General features: G+C 43.2%; 11 protein-coding genes and 2 tRNA genes. 1 reads left to right on the top strand and 12 read right to left on the bottom strand.

The genetic code is table 11. The features are described 5' to 3' along the window. Positions 1-55 precede the first annotated feature (55 nt). From ACLD5M_RS05385 to ACLD5M_RS05425, 9 genes are all read right to left on the bottom strand, one after another. A complete protein-coding gene (locus ACLD5M_RS05385; protein ID WP_410314758.1) occupies positions 56-2332 on the bottom strand; it encodes a heavy metal translocating P-type ATPase in 2277 nt (758 codons plus the stop codon). Positions 2333-2599: 267 nt separating this feature from the next. After that, positions 2600-2672 (bottom strand) — tRNA-Ala (locus tag ACLD5M_RS05390). A gap of 27 nt (positions 2673-2699) precedes the next feature. Further along, positions 2700-2773 (bottom strand) — tRNA-Ile (locus ACLD5M_RS05395). Between the two features lie 127 nt (positions 2774-2900). Beyond that, positions 2901-3380, bottom strand: coding sequence for a Dps family protein (locus ACLD5M_RS05400; RefSeq protein WP_410314759.1), 480 nt, complete (start codon positions 3378-3380; stop codon positions 2901-2903). Between the two features lie 55 nt (positions 3381-3435). Further along, on the bottom strand, positions 3436-4731 hold the full coding sequence (locus ACLD5M_RS05405; RefSeq protein ID WP_004136666.1) for a hemolysin family protein: 1296 nt from the start codon (positions 4729-4731) through the stop codon (positions 3436-3438). Between the two features lie 56 nt (positions 4732-4787). Further along, a complete protein-coding gene (locus ACLD5M_RS05410; RefSeq protein WP_410314760.1) occupies positions 4788-5564 on the bottom strand; it encodes a TIGR03943 family putative permease subunit in 777 nt (258 codons plus the stop codon). Continuing rightward, the gene (locus tag ACLD5M_RS05415) at positions 5561-6730 is read right to left on the bottom strand and encodes a permease (RefSeq protein ID WP_410314761.1); all 1170 of its coding nucleotides are present in this window, start codon (positions 6728-6730) and stop codon (positions 5561-5563) included. Before ACLD5M_RS05415 ends, ACLD5M_RS05410 begins: the two co-directional genes overlap by 4 nt. Further along, positions 6724-7383 (bottom strand): carbonic anhydrase, encoded by a 660-nt coding sequence (locus ACLD5M_RS05420; RefSeq protein ID WP_410314762.1) that lies wholly within the window; start codon positions 7381-7383, stop codon positions 6724-6726. Before ACLD5M_RS05420 ends, ACLD5M_RS05415 begins: the two co-directional genes overlap by 7 nt. Before the next feature lie 190 nt (positions 7384-7573). Next, positions 7574-10330 carry a phosphoenolpyruvate carboxylase gene (locus ACLD5M_RS05425; RefSeq protein WP_410314763.1) on the bottom strand — a complete coding sequence of 919 codons (2757 nt, stop codon included), beginning with the start codon at positions 10328-10330 and terminating at the stop codon, positions 7574-7576. 206 nt (positions 10331-10536) lie between these two features. On the opposite strand from ACLD5M_RS05425, the gene ACLD5M_RS05430 reads away from it, so the two are divergent. Next, entirely contained in the window at positions 10537-12306 is a 1770-nt protein-coding gene (locus ACLD5M_RS05430; protein ID WP_410314764.1) for a threonine/serine exporter ThrE family protein, read from the top strand. Positions 12307-12336: 30 nt separating this feature from the next. On the opposite strand, the gene ACLD5M_RS05435 is transcribed toward ACLD5M_RS05430, so the two are convergent. The 3 genes from ACLD5M_RS05435 to ACLD5M_RS05445 are packed head-to-tail and all read right to left on the bottom strand — an operon-like array spanning position 12337 to position 15865. After that, positions 12337-13890: an AAA family ATPase gene (locus ACLD5M_RS05435; RefSeq protein ID WP_410314765.1), complete on the bottom strand. Its 1554-nt coding sequence runs from the start codon at positions 13888-13890 to the stop codon at positions 12337-12339. An 11-nt stretch (positions 13891-13901) separates the two neighbouring features. Beyond that, positions 13902-14510: a hypothetical protein gene (locus tag ACLD5M_RS05440; RefSeq protein WP_410314766.1), complete on the bottom strand. Its 609-nt coding sequence runs from the start codon at positions 14508-14510 to the stop codon at positions 13902-13904. Positions 14511-14524: 14 nt separating this feature from the next. After that, on the bottom strand, positions 14525-15865 hold the full coding sequence (locus tag ACLD5M_RS05445; protein ID WP_410314767.1) for a hypothetical protein: 1341 nt from the start codon (positions 15863-15865) through the stop codon (positions 14525-14527). Between the last annotated feature and the right edge of the window lie 2 nt (positions 15866-15867).

Genomic DNA, 15867 nt, shown 5'->3' on the forward strand with positions numbered 1-15867 from the left:
GCGCATTGCTAAGTCTTACAAAATGCTTACGTTAAAAAGCTTAGATTAAAACGCTTTATTTAATCTTTTCACGCGAGCGCAAAGCAGTTAACGCCCAAGTAATTGAAATAACGTCAATAATTTCCTGCATCATTGCTCCAATAACCGCTGGAATGAAACCAAAAGCAGCTAAAATCATGCTTACAATAGCCAAACCTATTCCAAGCAAAACTGACTGTATCATAACTCGTTTTGTATGCTTTGCAACGCTTACAGCATTAGCAACTGACGCAATATTGTTGTTCATAATAACTACTTGCGCGCACTCCGATGCTGCAGTATCTGTGCCATCCGTTACAGCCACACCAATGTCTGCAGCTGCAAGAACTGGAGCATCATTTACTCCGTCACCAACCATCATGGTTACGGTTGAATCTTTCTTATTTTTGGCTGCATTGTAATTGTGCTTTTTTACATACGCTAATTTATCTTGCGGAAGCAAATCTGCATGCACCGAATCAATACCAACGCTTTTGCCAATGGTTGTTGCAGCTTGTAAACCGTCACCGGTAAGCATTGCTATTGTTCTAACACCCAAAGCGCGCAACAAAGCAATAGTTGATTTCGCGTTATTTCGCGGCACGTCTTTTAATACGATTCTTCCTACCAGCACGCCGTCAAAAGACACGTAGGTTGCCATTTCGTCTGCTGCAAGAGATTTACCTATAGTTTGATTCGCGTTTTGTTCTGTAACGTACTTGTGTCTGCCTACACGCACTAAAATGCCATCCACAACGCCCTGAATACCCTGGCCTGCAGCTTCTTTAACACTGTGTACTACAGGGTATTCTCTAACGCTAGGAAGTTGCGGAACCGACGATGGGTGAGCATTTTCCCACAGCTTTGCTCCCGCTTTAGCAATACCGCCTGCAAGTATGTGCTGAGAATAAGTTTCTAGAACGCCCGCAAGCATAACTATGCGATCAGCCTTCTGCATAGAATCAACTACGTCAACTCTTGCAACTTGCGGCTGTTTAACCGTCAACGTGCCAGTTTTGTCAAAAAATACGTCTGTTACACGACTTAATTGCTCAAGCACATCCTGACTTTTAACAACAATTCCAAGTTTTGCTAAACGCCCAGTACCAGCCATGCAAGCAACTGGAACTGCAATAAGCAGAGGACATGGGGTTGCTAAAACCAATACTTGCGCAAATCGCAATGCGTCGCCAGAAAAGCTCCAAGCAAAGCCGGCTATTGCAAACGAAATTATTGTAAACGGCACAGATAGCATGTCTGCAAATCTAACTACTGCAGCTTTAGAAGACCTAGCAGACTCAACAAGCTGCATGATTTTCTGATACTGCGAATTTTTAGACAGCTTGGTTACGCGCATAATAAGCACAACGCCGCCGTTTACGCAGCCAGAAAGCACCGAAGCTCCCGCATAGACTTCTCTAGGAACAGATTCTCCGTTAATAGCACTTGTGTCTAAAATTGCAGAACCGCTTAGCAGCTCACCATCGACCGGCACAGTTTCGCCGGGAAGCACAATAATTACGTTTCCAATCTTTAATTCATCAACTGCAACTGTAGCGTAACGCTGCAAATTTGAGGTGATTTCGCCGTCTGCAGATGCTTGTAAAAATGGGCAATTATTTCGTTTACAGTTGCAATTTTGCAAGTTATTATTTTCGCAATTACTTTCGCAATTTTGCTCGCTACTATTAGATTGCTTAGAATTAGTGGCATCTACTTTTCTAAATTCAGCATGCTGGCACAGAACACACGAGCTAGGCTTGCACTGATTTTCACTCAAACATGGCAGTTCGCAGGATTCATCATTTGCTTGATTATTATTCATTCCATGCTCAATACCTGGCAAAGTCATAAGATGAGCAGTTTTTGGAGCTGCACTTACTAAAAGAGATAGATTGCGCTGAGCTTTCATATGCGCAAAATCTTCAATTGCCTCTCCCGTCCAAACCATTACAACAATCAAATAACTTGCCCAGAACTCACCAATAAAAAGCGTTGCAAGCAATGCAACAAAAGCTAGCAAATCAATACCTAAAGTTCCGCGCAATAAATTTTTAATCATGTTACGCAAAGAAACAAGGCTGGTATATAAAACGAGAATAACGATAATAGTTTTGCCAACACTAAGACTTATTGAAATATCGAAATCAAGATTTAAAAAATCAAAGATTTGTTGCGAAAAATTATAAATTTGCTCATTGAAAGTAGCCAATATAGGCAAATTGCATGAGTAAAAAGCCACAATAAAAGGAAAAGCGAGAATTACGACTGTTAATTGTGGTGCACGACGGCAATATGCTAAAAGTTTACGCATACACTTTCCTTACGCTGATCAGGTTAACTACGCTTAAAACGCTGCTAACACACGATTTCACGCCTTGTTAACCCACTGAGCGCAACTTAAATAGTGCACTCAATACACGGCGTAAAGATTTATATTTAATTTATATTTGTATTTAGTAATCATACCAATAGGCCTTGATGAGAAACATTCTCACAAACACAAGTTAAAGCAAAACTAAGAACACGCACTCAAGAAACAAAAAAGTTCTGATTGAAGAATCAATCAGAACTCTGTCCGTGGAGCTAAGGAGACTCGAACTCCTGACCCTCTGCTTGCAAAGCAGATGCGCTACCAGCTGCGCCATAGCCCCATTTGAAAGAATGTAACCATTCTATCGTGGGCCCGGGAGGACTTGAACCTCCGACCTCATCCTTATCAGGGATGCGCTCTAACCACCTGAGCTACGGGCCCAACTTGTATGCCTAAAACATACAAGTAGTTACTGTAGCACAGCCACAGAAAATGTCAAACCGCAACACGCCATAAAAAAGAAAACGGCATGTTGCGGTTTGAATCAAAAAAATCAAACAGAGGTTAATTAATCAAGATGGCTACGCATAAACCACTGGAACTTTTCCAGCTGCTGCACGTGATCCTGAATAATGTTAGAGCTCACAATGTCAAGCTCATCAAGCTCTGCAATAGCTTTGCGATCGTCTGCAATCATATCGTTGTAATACTCAATAAGAGCCTGCAAATATTCTTTAGTTGACTTGCGGCCAGTTAAAGCAAAACGCTTCCATGTTCGAGCTGCAACAACATCGTCTGCGCGTCCAAGTGGAGAACCACCCAAAGTTGCAATTCGCTCAGCAGTTTCATCCGCCTGCGCCAAAACTTCAGCAACCTGAGGATCAAGCATTTCGTGCACAGCAATAAAATCTGGGCCAGTAACATTCCAATGAGCATGTTTAAGCACCAAAGCAGCCTCCTGCTCATGGCTTAAACGATTCTGCAAAACAGCAACAGCCTTTTCACTGGCCGCCTCGTCGAGACCTGGCAAAATATGCAATAAGGCCATATTTATCCTTCCTTAGATTTTTTATTACTATTACATTCTACTGCTACGGCTTAAATTATGCGCGGCGACGCACTTCAAGAGTAGCAATACGTCGACCATCAACCGCAGTTACAGTCATATCGTAGCCGTCTGCATCGTGCAAAACAGCTCCAACGCTTCCCATAGAACCAGTATGCGCTAAGAAATAGCCTGCAACAGTTTCATAAGGTCCATCTTCAAGCTCAATGCCTGTAATGTCAGCAAAATCTTCAATGGTCATACCACCATCAATTTTTGCAACACCATTTACAAAAGCAGTTGTTTTATTCACATTATTTTGCTCAGATTCTTCAGGCAGATCATACTCGTCGCGAATATCTCCAACAAGCTCCTCTGTCATATCTTCAAGAGTTACAATTCCGTCAGTTCCGCCGTATTCGTCAATAACAATAGCCAAGTGGATTCCGCGCTTTCGAAGCAGCTCTAGGCTTGGCAAAAGCTTTGAAGTTCCAGGAAGACTAATTCCTTCGCGAGTTACATCTGCAACAGTTTTTGCGTTAGGATCTCTAACATCCAACAAATCGCGCACATGCACAAAACCAATAACGTCGTCAAAATCCTTGCCAATAACCGGATATCTGGAATACGGAAGCTCACGAATTTTTGCAGCTGCTTCTTCAAGACTTAACGAGCCGTCCAGAAATTCCACGTCAGCACGCGGGCGCATCACTTCAGCAACAATTGTTTCCGAAGCATCAAACACGTCATCCAAAATATTGCGCTCATCCTGACTTAAACGCTTATTGCTATTAACAAGCACGCGCAATTCTTCGTCAGAAACTTCGCTTTCTTTTTCATTAGGATCAAATCCAAGCAAACGCACAAAACCGTTAGTATTCTTACCAATAAGCCAAATAAGCGGCTTGCAAATTTTCGAGAAAATATCTACCGCCGGCACAACCGCTCGCGCAATCTGCTCAGAACGCTGCATTGCAATACGCTTCGGCACTAATTCAGAAATTACAATAGAACAATACGAAATAATAAGAGTTAAGAAAATAGTGGTAAGCGGGCCTGCAACATGCTTAGGCACTCCCCATGAGCACACAACAGGCACAACGTAAGGAGCTAACGCAGATTCGCCGAAGGATGCAGAAAGAAAACCAGAAAGCGTTACGCCAATTTGCAGTGCAGATAGAAAAGTATTAGGGTCTCGCGCAATTTTCGCAACTCTAGCCCCACGAGCATCCTGAAGCTCCATGCGATCAATTTGCGAACTTCTCAAGCTCACTAAAGCTAATTCGGTTGCCGCAAATACGGAACCAAATAGCAAAAAAATCATAATGAGTAGAATATTAAAACCAATCGCCATACTTGTTATCTTAGTTTACTTCTATGCGATATCAACAATTCTTTAATAGAAAATTATTACGGACGGTAAAAATATCCAGTTGGCGCTTTAGCAGATTTTAACGATATAACTTTTAGTACAACCCCGGAACGTTGGTATCCTTTAACTCCTATGCTCCCCCTAGAAACGCGGGCGCGAAGCATAACCCACTCATGTTCGTGAAGTTTGTTGGCATTTTTATAGTTTGCAACTAAACCAAAAGGAGACATATCTAGAATGCAGCAAGACATGAGTTGACGAGATAAACGAAACTGATTTGCTCCTAAAGTAGTATCACGACTTACAAACCCTGTAATCGTAACCGTATATCCTTCATATTTTGAAATATTATGGTCGATTTCGTCATACCATAAACCGAAATCATCGTTTTTTACTTTTATTTCACGAGATTTTTCGCTCAACCCAGAAAGTATCGAATTGTGTCTTCTAATAGCAATAGCTCTGCCTCCTGCGTAACGATCAAAACCGCCAGAGCTAAATCTTTGCGACGATTGCAGAGGAATAATAATTAGCAGTGCAGGAAGCGCTAAAGAAACTAGTATTTTCCAAGAATCTCGTGCAGAAACATCAAACCATCCCAATGCAGCACAAAATGCTAAAACTAAAAGCAGAACGGCTGCAATTATCAAATATGCGAACGCTCGAGGAGTGGTAAAAAGCGTGTACTGTCCACTTAAAGTTACTGTGGCAATAACTGCTGCTAAACATAAAAGCACGAAAGATTCTAATATTTTTGCAAAAGTAATACGATTACGCTTTTTATTTTCTTCACTAACAGAACTTGTATTTTTCATAGCATGAACCCCCAAGCCCAGTTAGAAAACAGTGAAGCTAGAAGGCAAAAGCCTGCAATTGTTAGCGTTAAACGCAATACGAATTTGCCTCTGCAATCAGAAACAAGCATAAGAGTATTTTTTAAATCAAGCATTGGGCCAAATAGCAAAAATACTAAGACGGAAGACATTGGTAAAGAAGCTGCTAAACTTCTAGCAATTACAGCATCCGAACTTGAGCACAACGAGCTAAAATAGGCAATAGCCATCATTGCGGGTATTGCAATCAAAATATTGTTAGCTTGTATTCTGGAAGCAGGATCCGCCCCTAACCAAGCTCGTATAACAGAAGCAACAATAGTTCCGCACACAATAATTGGTAAAAGTTTCAAAAAATCTTCGTGAATATGCTTTATATACAGCTTTATTTGCAAACAAATACTTAATTTTGTGCGATTTTGCGTCTTTAATTGTTCTGAAGAATTTTGATTTTCTTTATGATCGCAGCCACAATTTAGTTCACAAGAACATTTTGGTTTAAGATTATTTTTTAATAAATTTTCGTTACGTAAAACAGATGATTTTGGCGGAAATATTGCAAAACTTAATCCAACTAATAACGCAATACCAACTCCTAAAGCAACGCGCATAACGGCTACAGCCGGAGCATCAGAAAAAGCGTACCAAGTCGCTAAAACAGACACAGGATTTACAACAGGAACAGCACAAAGGAAAGCTATTGCGCAAGGAAGCGGCAATTTTCTTGCAACGAGCCTAGAAAATGTTGGCACAACCACACAGTCGCACACAGGCACGCATACTCCAGCAATTATGGCAGCTAAAAAACCGTTTGCAGTAGATTTTGGAGCATGTTTTTCAATAAAATCAGCCGTTACCCAAGTTTCTACAGCAGCAGACACAAGAACACCAATAAGAGTGAAAGGAATCGCTTGCAAAAGTAGGCCAGCAACACCTCGAACAGTGGTGTCAATAAGAAGCCACGGGTAACGCGCTTGTAAAGCCGGTGCCATAGCAATAATAAGAGCTGCGAAAGGCACTCCTGCAATCAAAAAAAGATAGTTTGCAGAATTTGCTTGTTTTGCTTTACTTGCTTTACTTGTTTTACTTGCTTTACTTGCTTTTTCTACTTGGCTCGTTGTTTTTGCTTCGGTTTCTGTTTTTAGCATGATAACACTTCCACCAAGCCGTCACTCATTCGATACCTTGCTCCAACAAGCATCAAAGCGTCTTTGAAAACAGCTTCGCGAATTATTTGTGATTTTTCGCAAATTTCAGCCAAAATATTAGACACGTGAATACGTTCAATATCATCTGTATCTAAATTTTCCTCAACACCTGCGAGCGCAGCAGGCCCTAAAGAACGCAGCAATATTGACTCGCTCGACTCAATTATTTCGCTTGTTTTATCTTCGTCGTATTCAGAAACCAGCTTTTGCACGTTTGGCAAAACAGCCTGTATTGCGCCGCAATGCTCATGCCCAAGCACAACCAACACTTTTACTCCCAAATCACTCACAGCGTATTCTAGCGAAGCTATTACTGCATCATCCAACACTTCTCCAGCTGTGCGAACAGAAAAAATATCGCCCAAACCGGCGTCGAATATAAATTCTGGAGCAACTCTAGAATCTGCGCACGAAAGCACAACAGCTCCAGGATGCTGACCGTCAATAAGTTTCATGCGCGCTTGTGAATTTACGCCTGCATGCGCTGAATTGCCTTCTGCAAATTTGCGATTCCCCGCAAGCATTGCGCTTAATACCGATGTAGCTAAAACTGAATCTTCATTAGCAAAATCTTCGTTTGCCTCTTCTTGCATTATTACCTCCTACACTGGCATTGGCAATATTTTTAGTTGCTTAAAGTTTAAAAATCTTTGACTTAGAATATATTGTATCTTTCGTAGTAAATAAGAATTTTGTTTAAGAATATAAGCCTATTATCAAAAAAGCTCCCGTATTGCAATTCGCAAATACGAGAGCCTTCTTGATTCAGTAATTTATTAAATATCATCCAGTATTCTGCAAGCCTGCAGCAACACCGGAAACAGTGCAAAGAATAAGGTAGATGAACTCTGCCTGCTGGCTTTCGCTCAACTCTTCCTTATCTACCTTGTTGCGAAGCTTGTGCAATGCAAGGGATTGGATTACAGAAAGCGCATCCACGTAAGGAGAGCGCACGCGAATAGCCTGGCCGAGCACGTGACGATGCTGCAGAGGCCACTTGTCGTCAACTATTTGCAAAACCCACTTGCGAGTAAGCTGCATTTCCGAAAGTACTTTATCGCTCAAATCCTCACGATCTCCAAGGCTTAAGTACATGCGAGCAATACGCTCATCCGTCTTAGCCAAAGACATCTCAATATTGTCAATAAAAGTACTAAACAGCGGCCACTCTTCGTAAGCGCGACGCAAAGTTTCCAAATCACCAAACTTTTCGCAAGCCGTACCCAAACCGTACCATGCAGCCAAGTTAATGCGAGCCTGAGCCCAAGAGAACACCCACGGAATTGTTCTCAAATCGTCCAAAGACTTCGCACCCAAACCGCGCTTAGCTGGGCGAGAGCCGATTGGAAGCAAACCGATTTCACTCAAAGGCGTAACTGTAGAGAACCATGGAGTAAAGTCATCCGTTTGCAGCAAATCTAGGAAGCGCTCATGGGCTGCAACATCAAGCTTTGCAGCCATGTCCGCATACTTCTTCGTCATATCAGTATTAGTTTTCTCAACACTTGGCGAAGATTGCAACAAAGTTGCAGAAGCAACGGATTCAACGTGGCGAATAGCCAAAACTGGATTCCCGTAGCGCGCAAAAATAACCTCACCTTGTTCAGTAAGCTTAAATCGGCAGTTGACGGAGCCAACAGGCTGAGCAAGCACTGCACGGTTTGCAGGACCGCCACCTCGACCAACAGCGCCACCGCGGCCGTGGAATAGTGTCAAATCAATATCATGCTTCTTAGCCCATTGAGCAATGCGCTCCTGAGCAGAGTGCAAAGCAAGCGTTGCGGAAGTAGGACCAGCGTCCTTGGAAGAATCCGAGTAGCCAAGCATAACTTCCATCTTGCGGCCAGTAGCCTTAAGACGAGCCTGCACTTCAGGAATTTTAATAATCTCCTCAAGCACATTTACAGAATTCTGCAAATCTTCCAACTGTTCAAACAGTGGAATAACGTCTATTGTTGGCGCATCCTGTGGATGAGCAAAAGCAAGACGATTAAGCTCAAATACGTCGCGCACATGCTGAGCAGATTTTGCGAAGGAAATAATGTAGCGTCGAGCAGCACGCATGCCGTTGCGCTTTTGGATTGCGCCCAAAGCACGGAAGGTGTCGAGCACTTCTCGAGTCATTGGCTGAAGCGGTCCGCGTTCGCCGTGCAATCCGTGTTCGCGAATATCTTCCAAAGCGCGAGAATGCACGAGAGAATGCTGACGGAATTCCATTTCAACCATGTGGAATCCAAAGGTTTGCGCCTGCCAAATCAAATCCTGCAAAGGACCATAAGCTGCTCGAGGATCTCCGCCTTCTGCCAAAGAGCGTTGCACAATTTGCAAATCTTCAATAAAATCTTCGCAAGAATGATACATCAAATCCGTATCGCGGCTAATAGTGCGGTGCAAACGGTCAGCCATTACGAGCATTACAGCACGATGCGGCTCACTATTAGAAACATCTGAAGCGCTTTCTGTAAGCTGTTCGCTCATTTCGCGCTGACGATTCCACAACTCAAGTAGCTCCACACTTGGAGGAGTTGTGCGCGTTTCCATAGTTAAGCATTTGCCAACTTCGCGCGTGCGATTTTCCAAAGCTGCAAGCACGTGATCGCTAAACTTTCGAGCGACTTGACGGCTCACTTTAGCTGTCACATTAGGGTTGCCATCTCGGTCCGATCCAATCCAGCTTCCTGGGTGGAAGAACGCAGGGCAGCGAGGCGGCACAAGACCAGCCTTCTTACCTAGCAGCCAATCGTCAAATCGACGATACACGACTGGGATAGTGTCAAATAATGTAGCGTCAAAAATGTCAAGAATAGTATCCGCTTCTTCAACCGGAGTTGGCTTCTTCAAAGCAATTGGCGAAGTTCTAAGAAGAGCGTCAATTTCGTTATACAGACGACGATAATTTTCGCGCTTGTCGGATCCGCCTAAACGATGATGTTCGCTTAATAATTGCGAAATTCTACGAATCTTTCCGGCTACAGCCTTACGACGAGCTTCAGTTGGGTGCGCAGTAAATACAGGATGGAACTCAAGTTTTGCAAGCAATTCTTTCGCTTCAGCAGGGCTCATTTCAGTAAGTAACTTGTGATAAGCGCAAGTAAGTTCGTTAACTGGATCAACCGGCAACGAATCCTCAACTTCACATTCACGCTGATGAAGTACAGAAACTCGATAATTCTCTTCGCACAAGTTTGCCAAGTGGAAGTATGTTGCAAAAGCGCGCGCCAGAAGCTGAGTATCATGCAAATTCATTCCATTGAGCTTGCTAACAGCCTTACTCAAGCCATCGTCAGCTGTTACTTTTGCATCTACCATTTGCGCAAAATGCGCGGCACTAGCCTCAACAGCATTCAAACGCACGTCGTCGAATACTGCTAGTAATTTTTCATCGAATTCACCAAGAACATCGCGAAGAATATGCAAGCACAAATCCATGTCTTGCTTAAGCGATGCTGGAAGGTCACGCTCCTCTGGGCCTTTTCGTCCCAAACCAGACGTAACAATAGTTGCGTCCGCTGGAGTAACCTGCTGATTTTCTTCTGTCATCAGACCTCCTTGCGCCAGTAAATAAGGTTGCTCGGTCATCTGACTTCCGCGGCTCCTCCGCGGTTATTTAGGTCAAAAGTTGCAAGCCCACAGCCTTGTTTACAGCGAAATACCAAGTTAATTTTGAAACTACCACCGGACGTAGCATAAATAGTATTTTGTTAACAAAAATTTACTAGGTAACAGGGGGCGTATACTGAAAAATTGTGAGCACAGTAGATAGCAACGAAGACAATAATACTTGCAATAATGCAAACGTCCATAATTGCAATAGTTGCGATAATTGCAATACTAATTACAGCAACAGTTGCAATAACAATCCGGAAATTCTTCCAACAGGACACGTAGTAGGAAAACCTTCTGGACGTTTTCATACTCATGCTATTCCGCTCGACATGGACGATGTTGAGCGCGATTGGGATAAGCCTGTTACCGAAGCCTGCATAGCTGCAAAATCAAGCATTATTATTCGCGTCGGCGCGCTCGGATTAGGAGCAGGAACCGGAAGCTACCGTGTTCGCGAACTTATGCACAGAATCGGCGAACCGATGGGCGTTCACGTTCGAGCAGACGTAAATCTCACGGATATTGAAGCAACTTGCACAGATAAGCATGAGCGCATTACTGAAGTTGTAGATCTTCCAACAACAGGTGTTAATACTGAACGAATTTGGCTTCTCGAGCATTTTGCTGACTGGTTTAACGTTAAACTTGGAAACGATTCCCTCTACCACTCAAAAGCTACAGTTTCTAAAGAATTAGTTGATACTCTTCAAGAAAGCGACGTTGAGCGCGATATTGTACAAACAGCTAAACAGTCGGAAGAAAATGCTGCAAAAAAAGCAGAAAAACAAGCTTTACAAGAAGCAATCAAAAAAGAAAAGCCGCGAGGAATTTTTGCTTTACAGCCAGAAAACGCTTACGCTGAACATTTTTCGCATGTTCAAAAAATTACAGAAAACAGCAATAAGGAAGATGAAAATAATCATCCTCTTACTGTTCGCGAAGTGCACGACCGCCTCGATTTGATTAAAAATCGCAAGCCACTTTATAAACCTTGGTTTGCAGGTCTTGCTTCCGCAATAGCTTGCGCATCCTTTGCTTTCTTGCTTGGCGGCGGACTTTACGACATGATCGGTGCTTTTATTGGCGCAGGAATTGGCCATTATATTCGTCGCCGCATGTTCATGCATCATCTTAACCAATTTGTAGTCACATTCGTTGCGGTTGCAATCGGCGCACTTTCGTGCATAGGTTCTCTGCAACTTATTGGCTACTTCGACCCAAGTGCATTAAATCACACAACCGCATATATTGGCTCAGTATTATTTGTTATTCCAGGCTTCCCACTTATTACAGGCGGCCTAGATATTGCAAAAATAGATTTCCCTTCCGGAATTCAACGTCTGTGTTATACGCTTGCGATTATTTTGATGGGAACACTTGCAGGCTGGACTGTTGCAAGCATTGTGCAGCTTAATCCTCAAGGTTTCCCTCCTCTTGGATTAAACCCTTGGCTTAACGCAGTTCTTCGACTTATTACGGCCTTTGCTGGCGTATGGGGCTTCTCTGTGCTGTTTAATTCTCCACAGCGCATGTGCATAGTTGCAGGAGTTATTGGAGCTATTACGGATACTCTGCGCTTAACTATGACAGATTTCGGTATTGCTGCCGAAATTGCGGCGTTTAGCGGCGCACTTCTTGCAGGCTTACTTGCTTCTGCTTGGAGAGCTATTGTTCGCCACGGCTTTGCACCTCAATATTTGGGGTATCCGCGAATAGGTCTTACCGTTCCATCTATTGTGATTATGGTTCCGGGACTTTATATGTATCGTGCAATGTTTTATCTCGGTCAGTTCCACACGCTTCCAGCGTTAGATTGGACTTTCCGCGCTTTTATGGTAATTATTTGCTTGCCTATTGGTCTTGCTGTAGCTCGCGTTATTACAGATAAAAGCTGGCGTTACGACGTGTGATTTAGTGAATTTTAGTTCAGCTTTGCTGTTTTACATAATCACTCTGCGACCAGTAGAAACAGTTTGTTGCTGAATGTCCTGTCGTTTTTCACCAGCTGGCACTGCGCGATTATTACCCCAATCACGAATAGCTGCAACTTCTTCAGGATTGGACTTAGAAAATGGAACAACATTCTTAAACACGTCAATTATGTAGCCTTCGTCAGGAAGCATAACGGAATTATTTGCAAACATGTCGGAAGCAATATCGTGCACAACAGCATCAATATCCGAACCCGCAAAACCATCCGAAAGCTCCACCAACTCGTTAATCAGCGAAGGATCTGGGCATACTTTTGCATATTTCGTAAAGCAAAGGCGAAGAATTTCCGCACGCTCTTCCTCCGTCGGCAAATCAACGAAGAATATTTCGTCAAATCGACCCTTACGAAGTAACTCTGGTGGCAAAGACGAAACGTCGTTAGCCGTAGCAACAAGGAATACTTTGGATGTAGACTCTTGTAGCCAGAACAGGAACTGTCCGACTAGTCGCTTGGAGACTCCGCCGCCGCTGTCACTGTTTGAACCAGAAAGACCTTTTTCAATCTCGTCAATCCACAATACGCATGGCGCAACTCGATCTGCAGCAGCCAAAGCTTCGCGAAGATTGGACTCTGATTCTCCAACATACATGCCTAGCACGGAACTCATATCAAGCCTGTACAATGGCAACTCCCACTCATGTGCTATTGCTTTAGCAGAAAGTGATTTACCGCAGCCAGGAACACCACAAAGCAGCACACCTTTAGGCGGGTGTAGAGGAGAATTAGTCAAATCTGATTTAATAAGCGCTTCGCGTTTTTTAAGCCAAGACTTAAGGTTAGAAAGGCCACCAACTTGATAATCATCTTGCAACTTAATGCGCTCAATACCTGTCATATTGCCAAAAATACGATCCTTGAATTTAGATAATTCAGGAATGTCTTCGTTGGTAATAAACCCTTTAGCAATAAGCGTTGCAAGCACATTAACCGCTTCTGCTTCGGTAACGCCGAGCAAAATTTCTGCAGCTCTACGAATTTCATCATGCTGCCAGTCAATGCGCACGTTCATACGATTAGTCTCAATAGTTTCCGACAACACGTCGTACAATTCGTCAATATCTGGCAAATCTAACGAGGTCGTCATGCCAAGTCGCGACAATCCGCTCCAAACAGGCTTGTCAACAATCAAAATCATTGAGCCTTGGTGAGGTTCTGCAAGACGGACCATTTGCGCAAAATGACGTGCTGTTGTTGTGTCACTTTCGATTCCATCAAGATCGCTGAAAATATAATTCACATTCTGACGAGTCTTAAATGTTTGCTTTGCAGTATCTAAAGCACCAACCAACGAATAATCGTCAGACATTTGCTTTCTAGACAGCAATTCAACCAAACCTTCAGTTGCAGAAAACTCAAAGAATGGCAGCGAGCGCAACTCACTTGCAATATCGCTAAGTAACTCAGCCACGCGACTTGGTTCTACAGAATTAATAACAATTAGAGGAACACGAGCTTTCAAAAATTGCTCAACAATCTTCCTCGTTCCAGCATAATTTGGCATATAATCTACCTCTACTTACCAAACAATCGGCCGAAGAAACCTTTCGAACCGCCATTGTTTGCGTTATTATCTTCTTCTTCAGACAAATCTGGTTGTTGAGAATACTGCTCTGCTTGATTGATTACTTGCATAATAGCATCATTATTTTGATAATTTTCACTAAGCACTGCGGTAAGAGGAGAAGTTCTCACTATTTCCAACAGTTGATCGCTTGAATTTACTGCCCAAGAATCTGTACTTTTGCCAACATTTTTCTCCAGGTCTTTTTGGAGATTATTAATGTCATCAGTTGCGTTTTTCATGAGCTTAGAGCGTAAAACTTCTGGCAAGCTAGGATGGTTATCTAGAGCTATTCTTCGCGCCAACAATTTGCGAGAATGCAATATTGCGTTAGAAAGCTCATGCGTATCAGACGCGTGCCGTATATCTCTGGATAACTCTGAATCCCAGCGCTCCATAACCTTATTTTCTGCTCTATTAATATGCTTCATCAAACGTTCAAATGTTGATGCAGGGAAATAGTCAACTGTAATCTCCGGCAATCCAGCTAACGAAGTATTTGGATCGTCACCGAAAGCACTTAACCTGTTTACCCAAACAGAATAAACATCCTCAGCCATTATCTACCTCTATTTCATCGAGTAATTAAGATTTCGCTAGGTGGCAACGGATCCCAATCAGGCAAGTTGCCAGCTATTTTTCGCTCGCGAGTTATCTGGTGCTTTGCAGTAGAGGCGGTTGCGGTAAGAAGATTCCTGCGTTCAACAAATGATGCGTCTTCTTCCTGTTTTGGCTTAGGAACAAATCGTGGACGCCTACGAGCACCCGGACGCTGAACCATATTGTTCATTCCTTGCATACCACCCTGCACTCCCGGCATACCACCGTTCATAGGAACACCCGACATACCGTTATTTACACCTGGAACGCTGTTCATAGGAGCACCCGGCATAGCATTCATCCCCTGCATCTCGCCGTTCATAGGAGAAGCAGCAGGATTAGTTGCTGCATTTGCCGCAGTATACGAAGACTGACCTTCTGTAGGCGTATTTTCTACATGCGTGCCTTCTGCAGGCATACCAGAAGCAGGCACACTTGCATCAGACGCGCTTTCTACAGGCTGAGTTGCTGCAGACTGATTCGCCGCATGCTTCGGCTCTGAAGTCTTAGTTTCTTCAGACTTATTCACATTTTGGCTTGCATCAGACTCACTTTCTACAGACTGAGTTGCAGCGGTCTGATTCTCCACACTCTTAGATCCTTCCGGCCTAGATTCTGCATGCTTCGGCTCTGAAGACTGACCCGCAACATCTCCTTGAACTGGAGCGTTATTCTGATTAGAAACATCAGTCTTTGCGTCAACAGGATTGTGAGAAGAAGTATCCTGTTGATTAGGAACACTCGTCTGATTAGGAGCACTATACGAAGAATACGAACCGTAATTAGAAGCGGAAGTATCCAATCCATAAGAAGACGACGAATTATTCGCACCATAATTAGTAGATTCGTACGAAGAACCATAAGAAGACCCGTAAGAGGAATCGTATGAAGAGCCGTAAGAGGAACCATACGAAGAACCATACGCAGAATTATCAGTATTGTATTGCGAATAACCAACCTGCGAATTATTGTATTGCTCTCCGTAATACTGCTGCGAAGAGCTGCCTTGACTATTCTGTGCATTGCCATATTGATCAGGAGTCGAATAACTATAAGACGAAGCATACGTGCCATTAGAGTAAGTCGACTGATTATAATACGACGACTGAGAAGGATACGTTGATTGAGAATAATAATTAGCGTTACCAGCTGTAGGCTGCTCATTATTTGCAGCATATTCCTGATTATTGTTCACTTGCTGAGCACCGTTATTTTGCTGAGCATTATTACCTTGCTGAGCGCTGTTATATTGCTGTCCACCTTGTTCTTGAGATGGTTGGCCATACTGGTAATTGTTGCCATTAGTGTTGTCCATCG

This window comes from Gardnerella sp. Marseille-Q9185 (assembly GCF_046508745.1).
GTDB classification, from domain to species: Bacteria; Actinomycetota; Actinomycetes; order Actinomycetales; family Bifidobacteriaceae; genus Bifidobacterium; species Bifidobacterium greenwoodii.

Excerpts from the sequence above, each read along its gene's own strand:
- ACLD5M_RS05385 (WP_410314758.1), bottom strand. The coding sequence starts at position 2,332 with ATGCGTAAACTTTTAGCATATTGCCGTCGTGCACCACAATTAACAGTC.
- ACLD5M_RS05400 (WP_410314759.1), bottom strand. The coding sequence starts at position 3,380 with ATGGCCTTATTGCATATTTTGCCAGGTCTCGACGAGGCGGCCAGTGAA.
- ACLD5M_RS05405 (WP_004136666.1), bottom strand. The coding sequence starts at position 4,731 with ATGGCGATTGGTTTTAATATTCTACTCATTATGATTTTTTTGCTATTT.
- ACLD5M_RS05410 (WP_410314760.1), bottom strand. The coding sequence starts at position 5,564 with ATGAAAAATACAAGTTCTGTTAGTGAAGAAAATAAAAAGCGTAATCGT.
- ACLD5M_RS05415 (WP_410314761.1), bottom strand. The coding sequence starts at position 6,730 with ATGCTAAAAACAGAAACCGAAGCAAAAACAACGAGCCAAGTAGAAAAA.
- ACLD5M_RS05420 (WP_410314762.1), bottom strand. The coding sequence starts at position 7,383 with ATGCAAGAAGAGGCAAACGAAGATTTTGCTAATGAAGATTCAGTTTTA.
- ACLD5M_RS05425 (WP_410314763.1), bottom strand. The coding sequence starts at position 10,330 with ATGACAGAAGAAAATCAGCAGGTTACTCCAGCGGACGCAACTATTGTT.
- ACLD5M_RS05435 (WP_410314765.1), bottom strand. The coding sequence starts at position 13,890 with ATGCCAAATTATGCTGGAACGAGGAAGATTGTTGAGCAATTTTTGAAA.
- ACLD5M_RS05440 (WP_410314766.1), bottom strand. The coding sequence starts at position 14,510 with ATGGCTGAGGATGTTTATTCTGTTTGGGTAAACAGGTTAAGTGCTTTC.
- ACLD5M_RS05445 (WP_410314767.1), bottom strand. The coding sequence starts at position 15,865 with ATGGACAACACTAATGGCAACAATTACCAGTATGGCCAACCATCTCAA.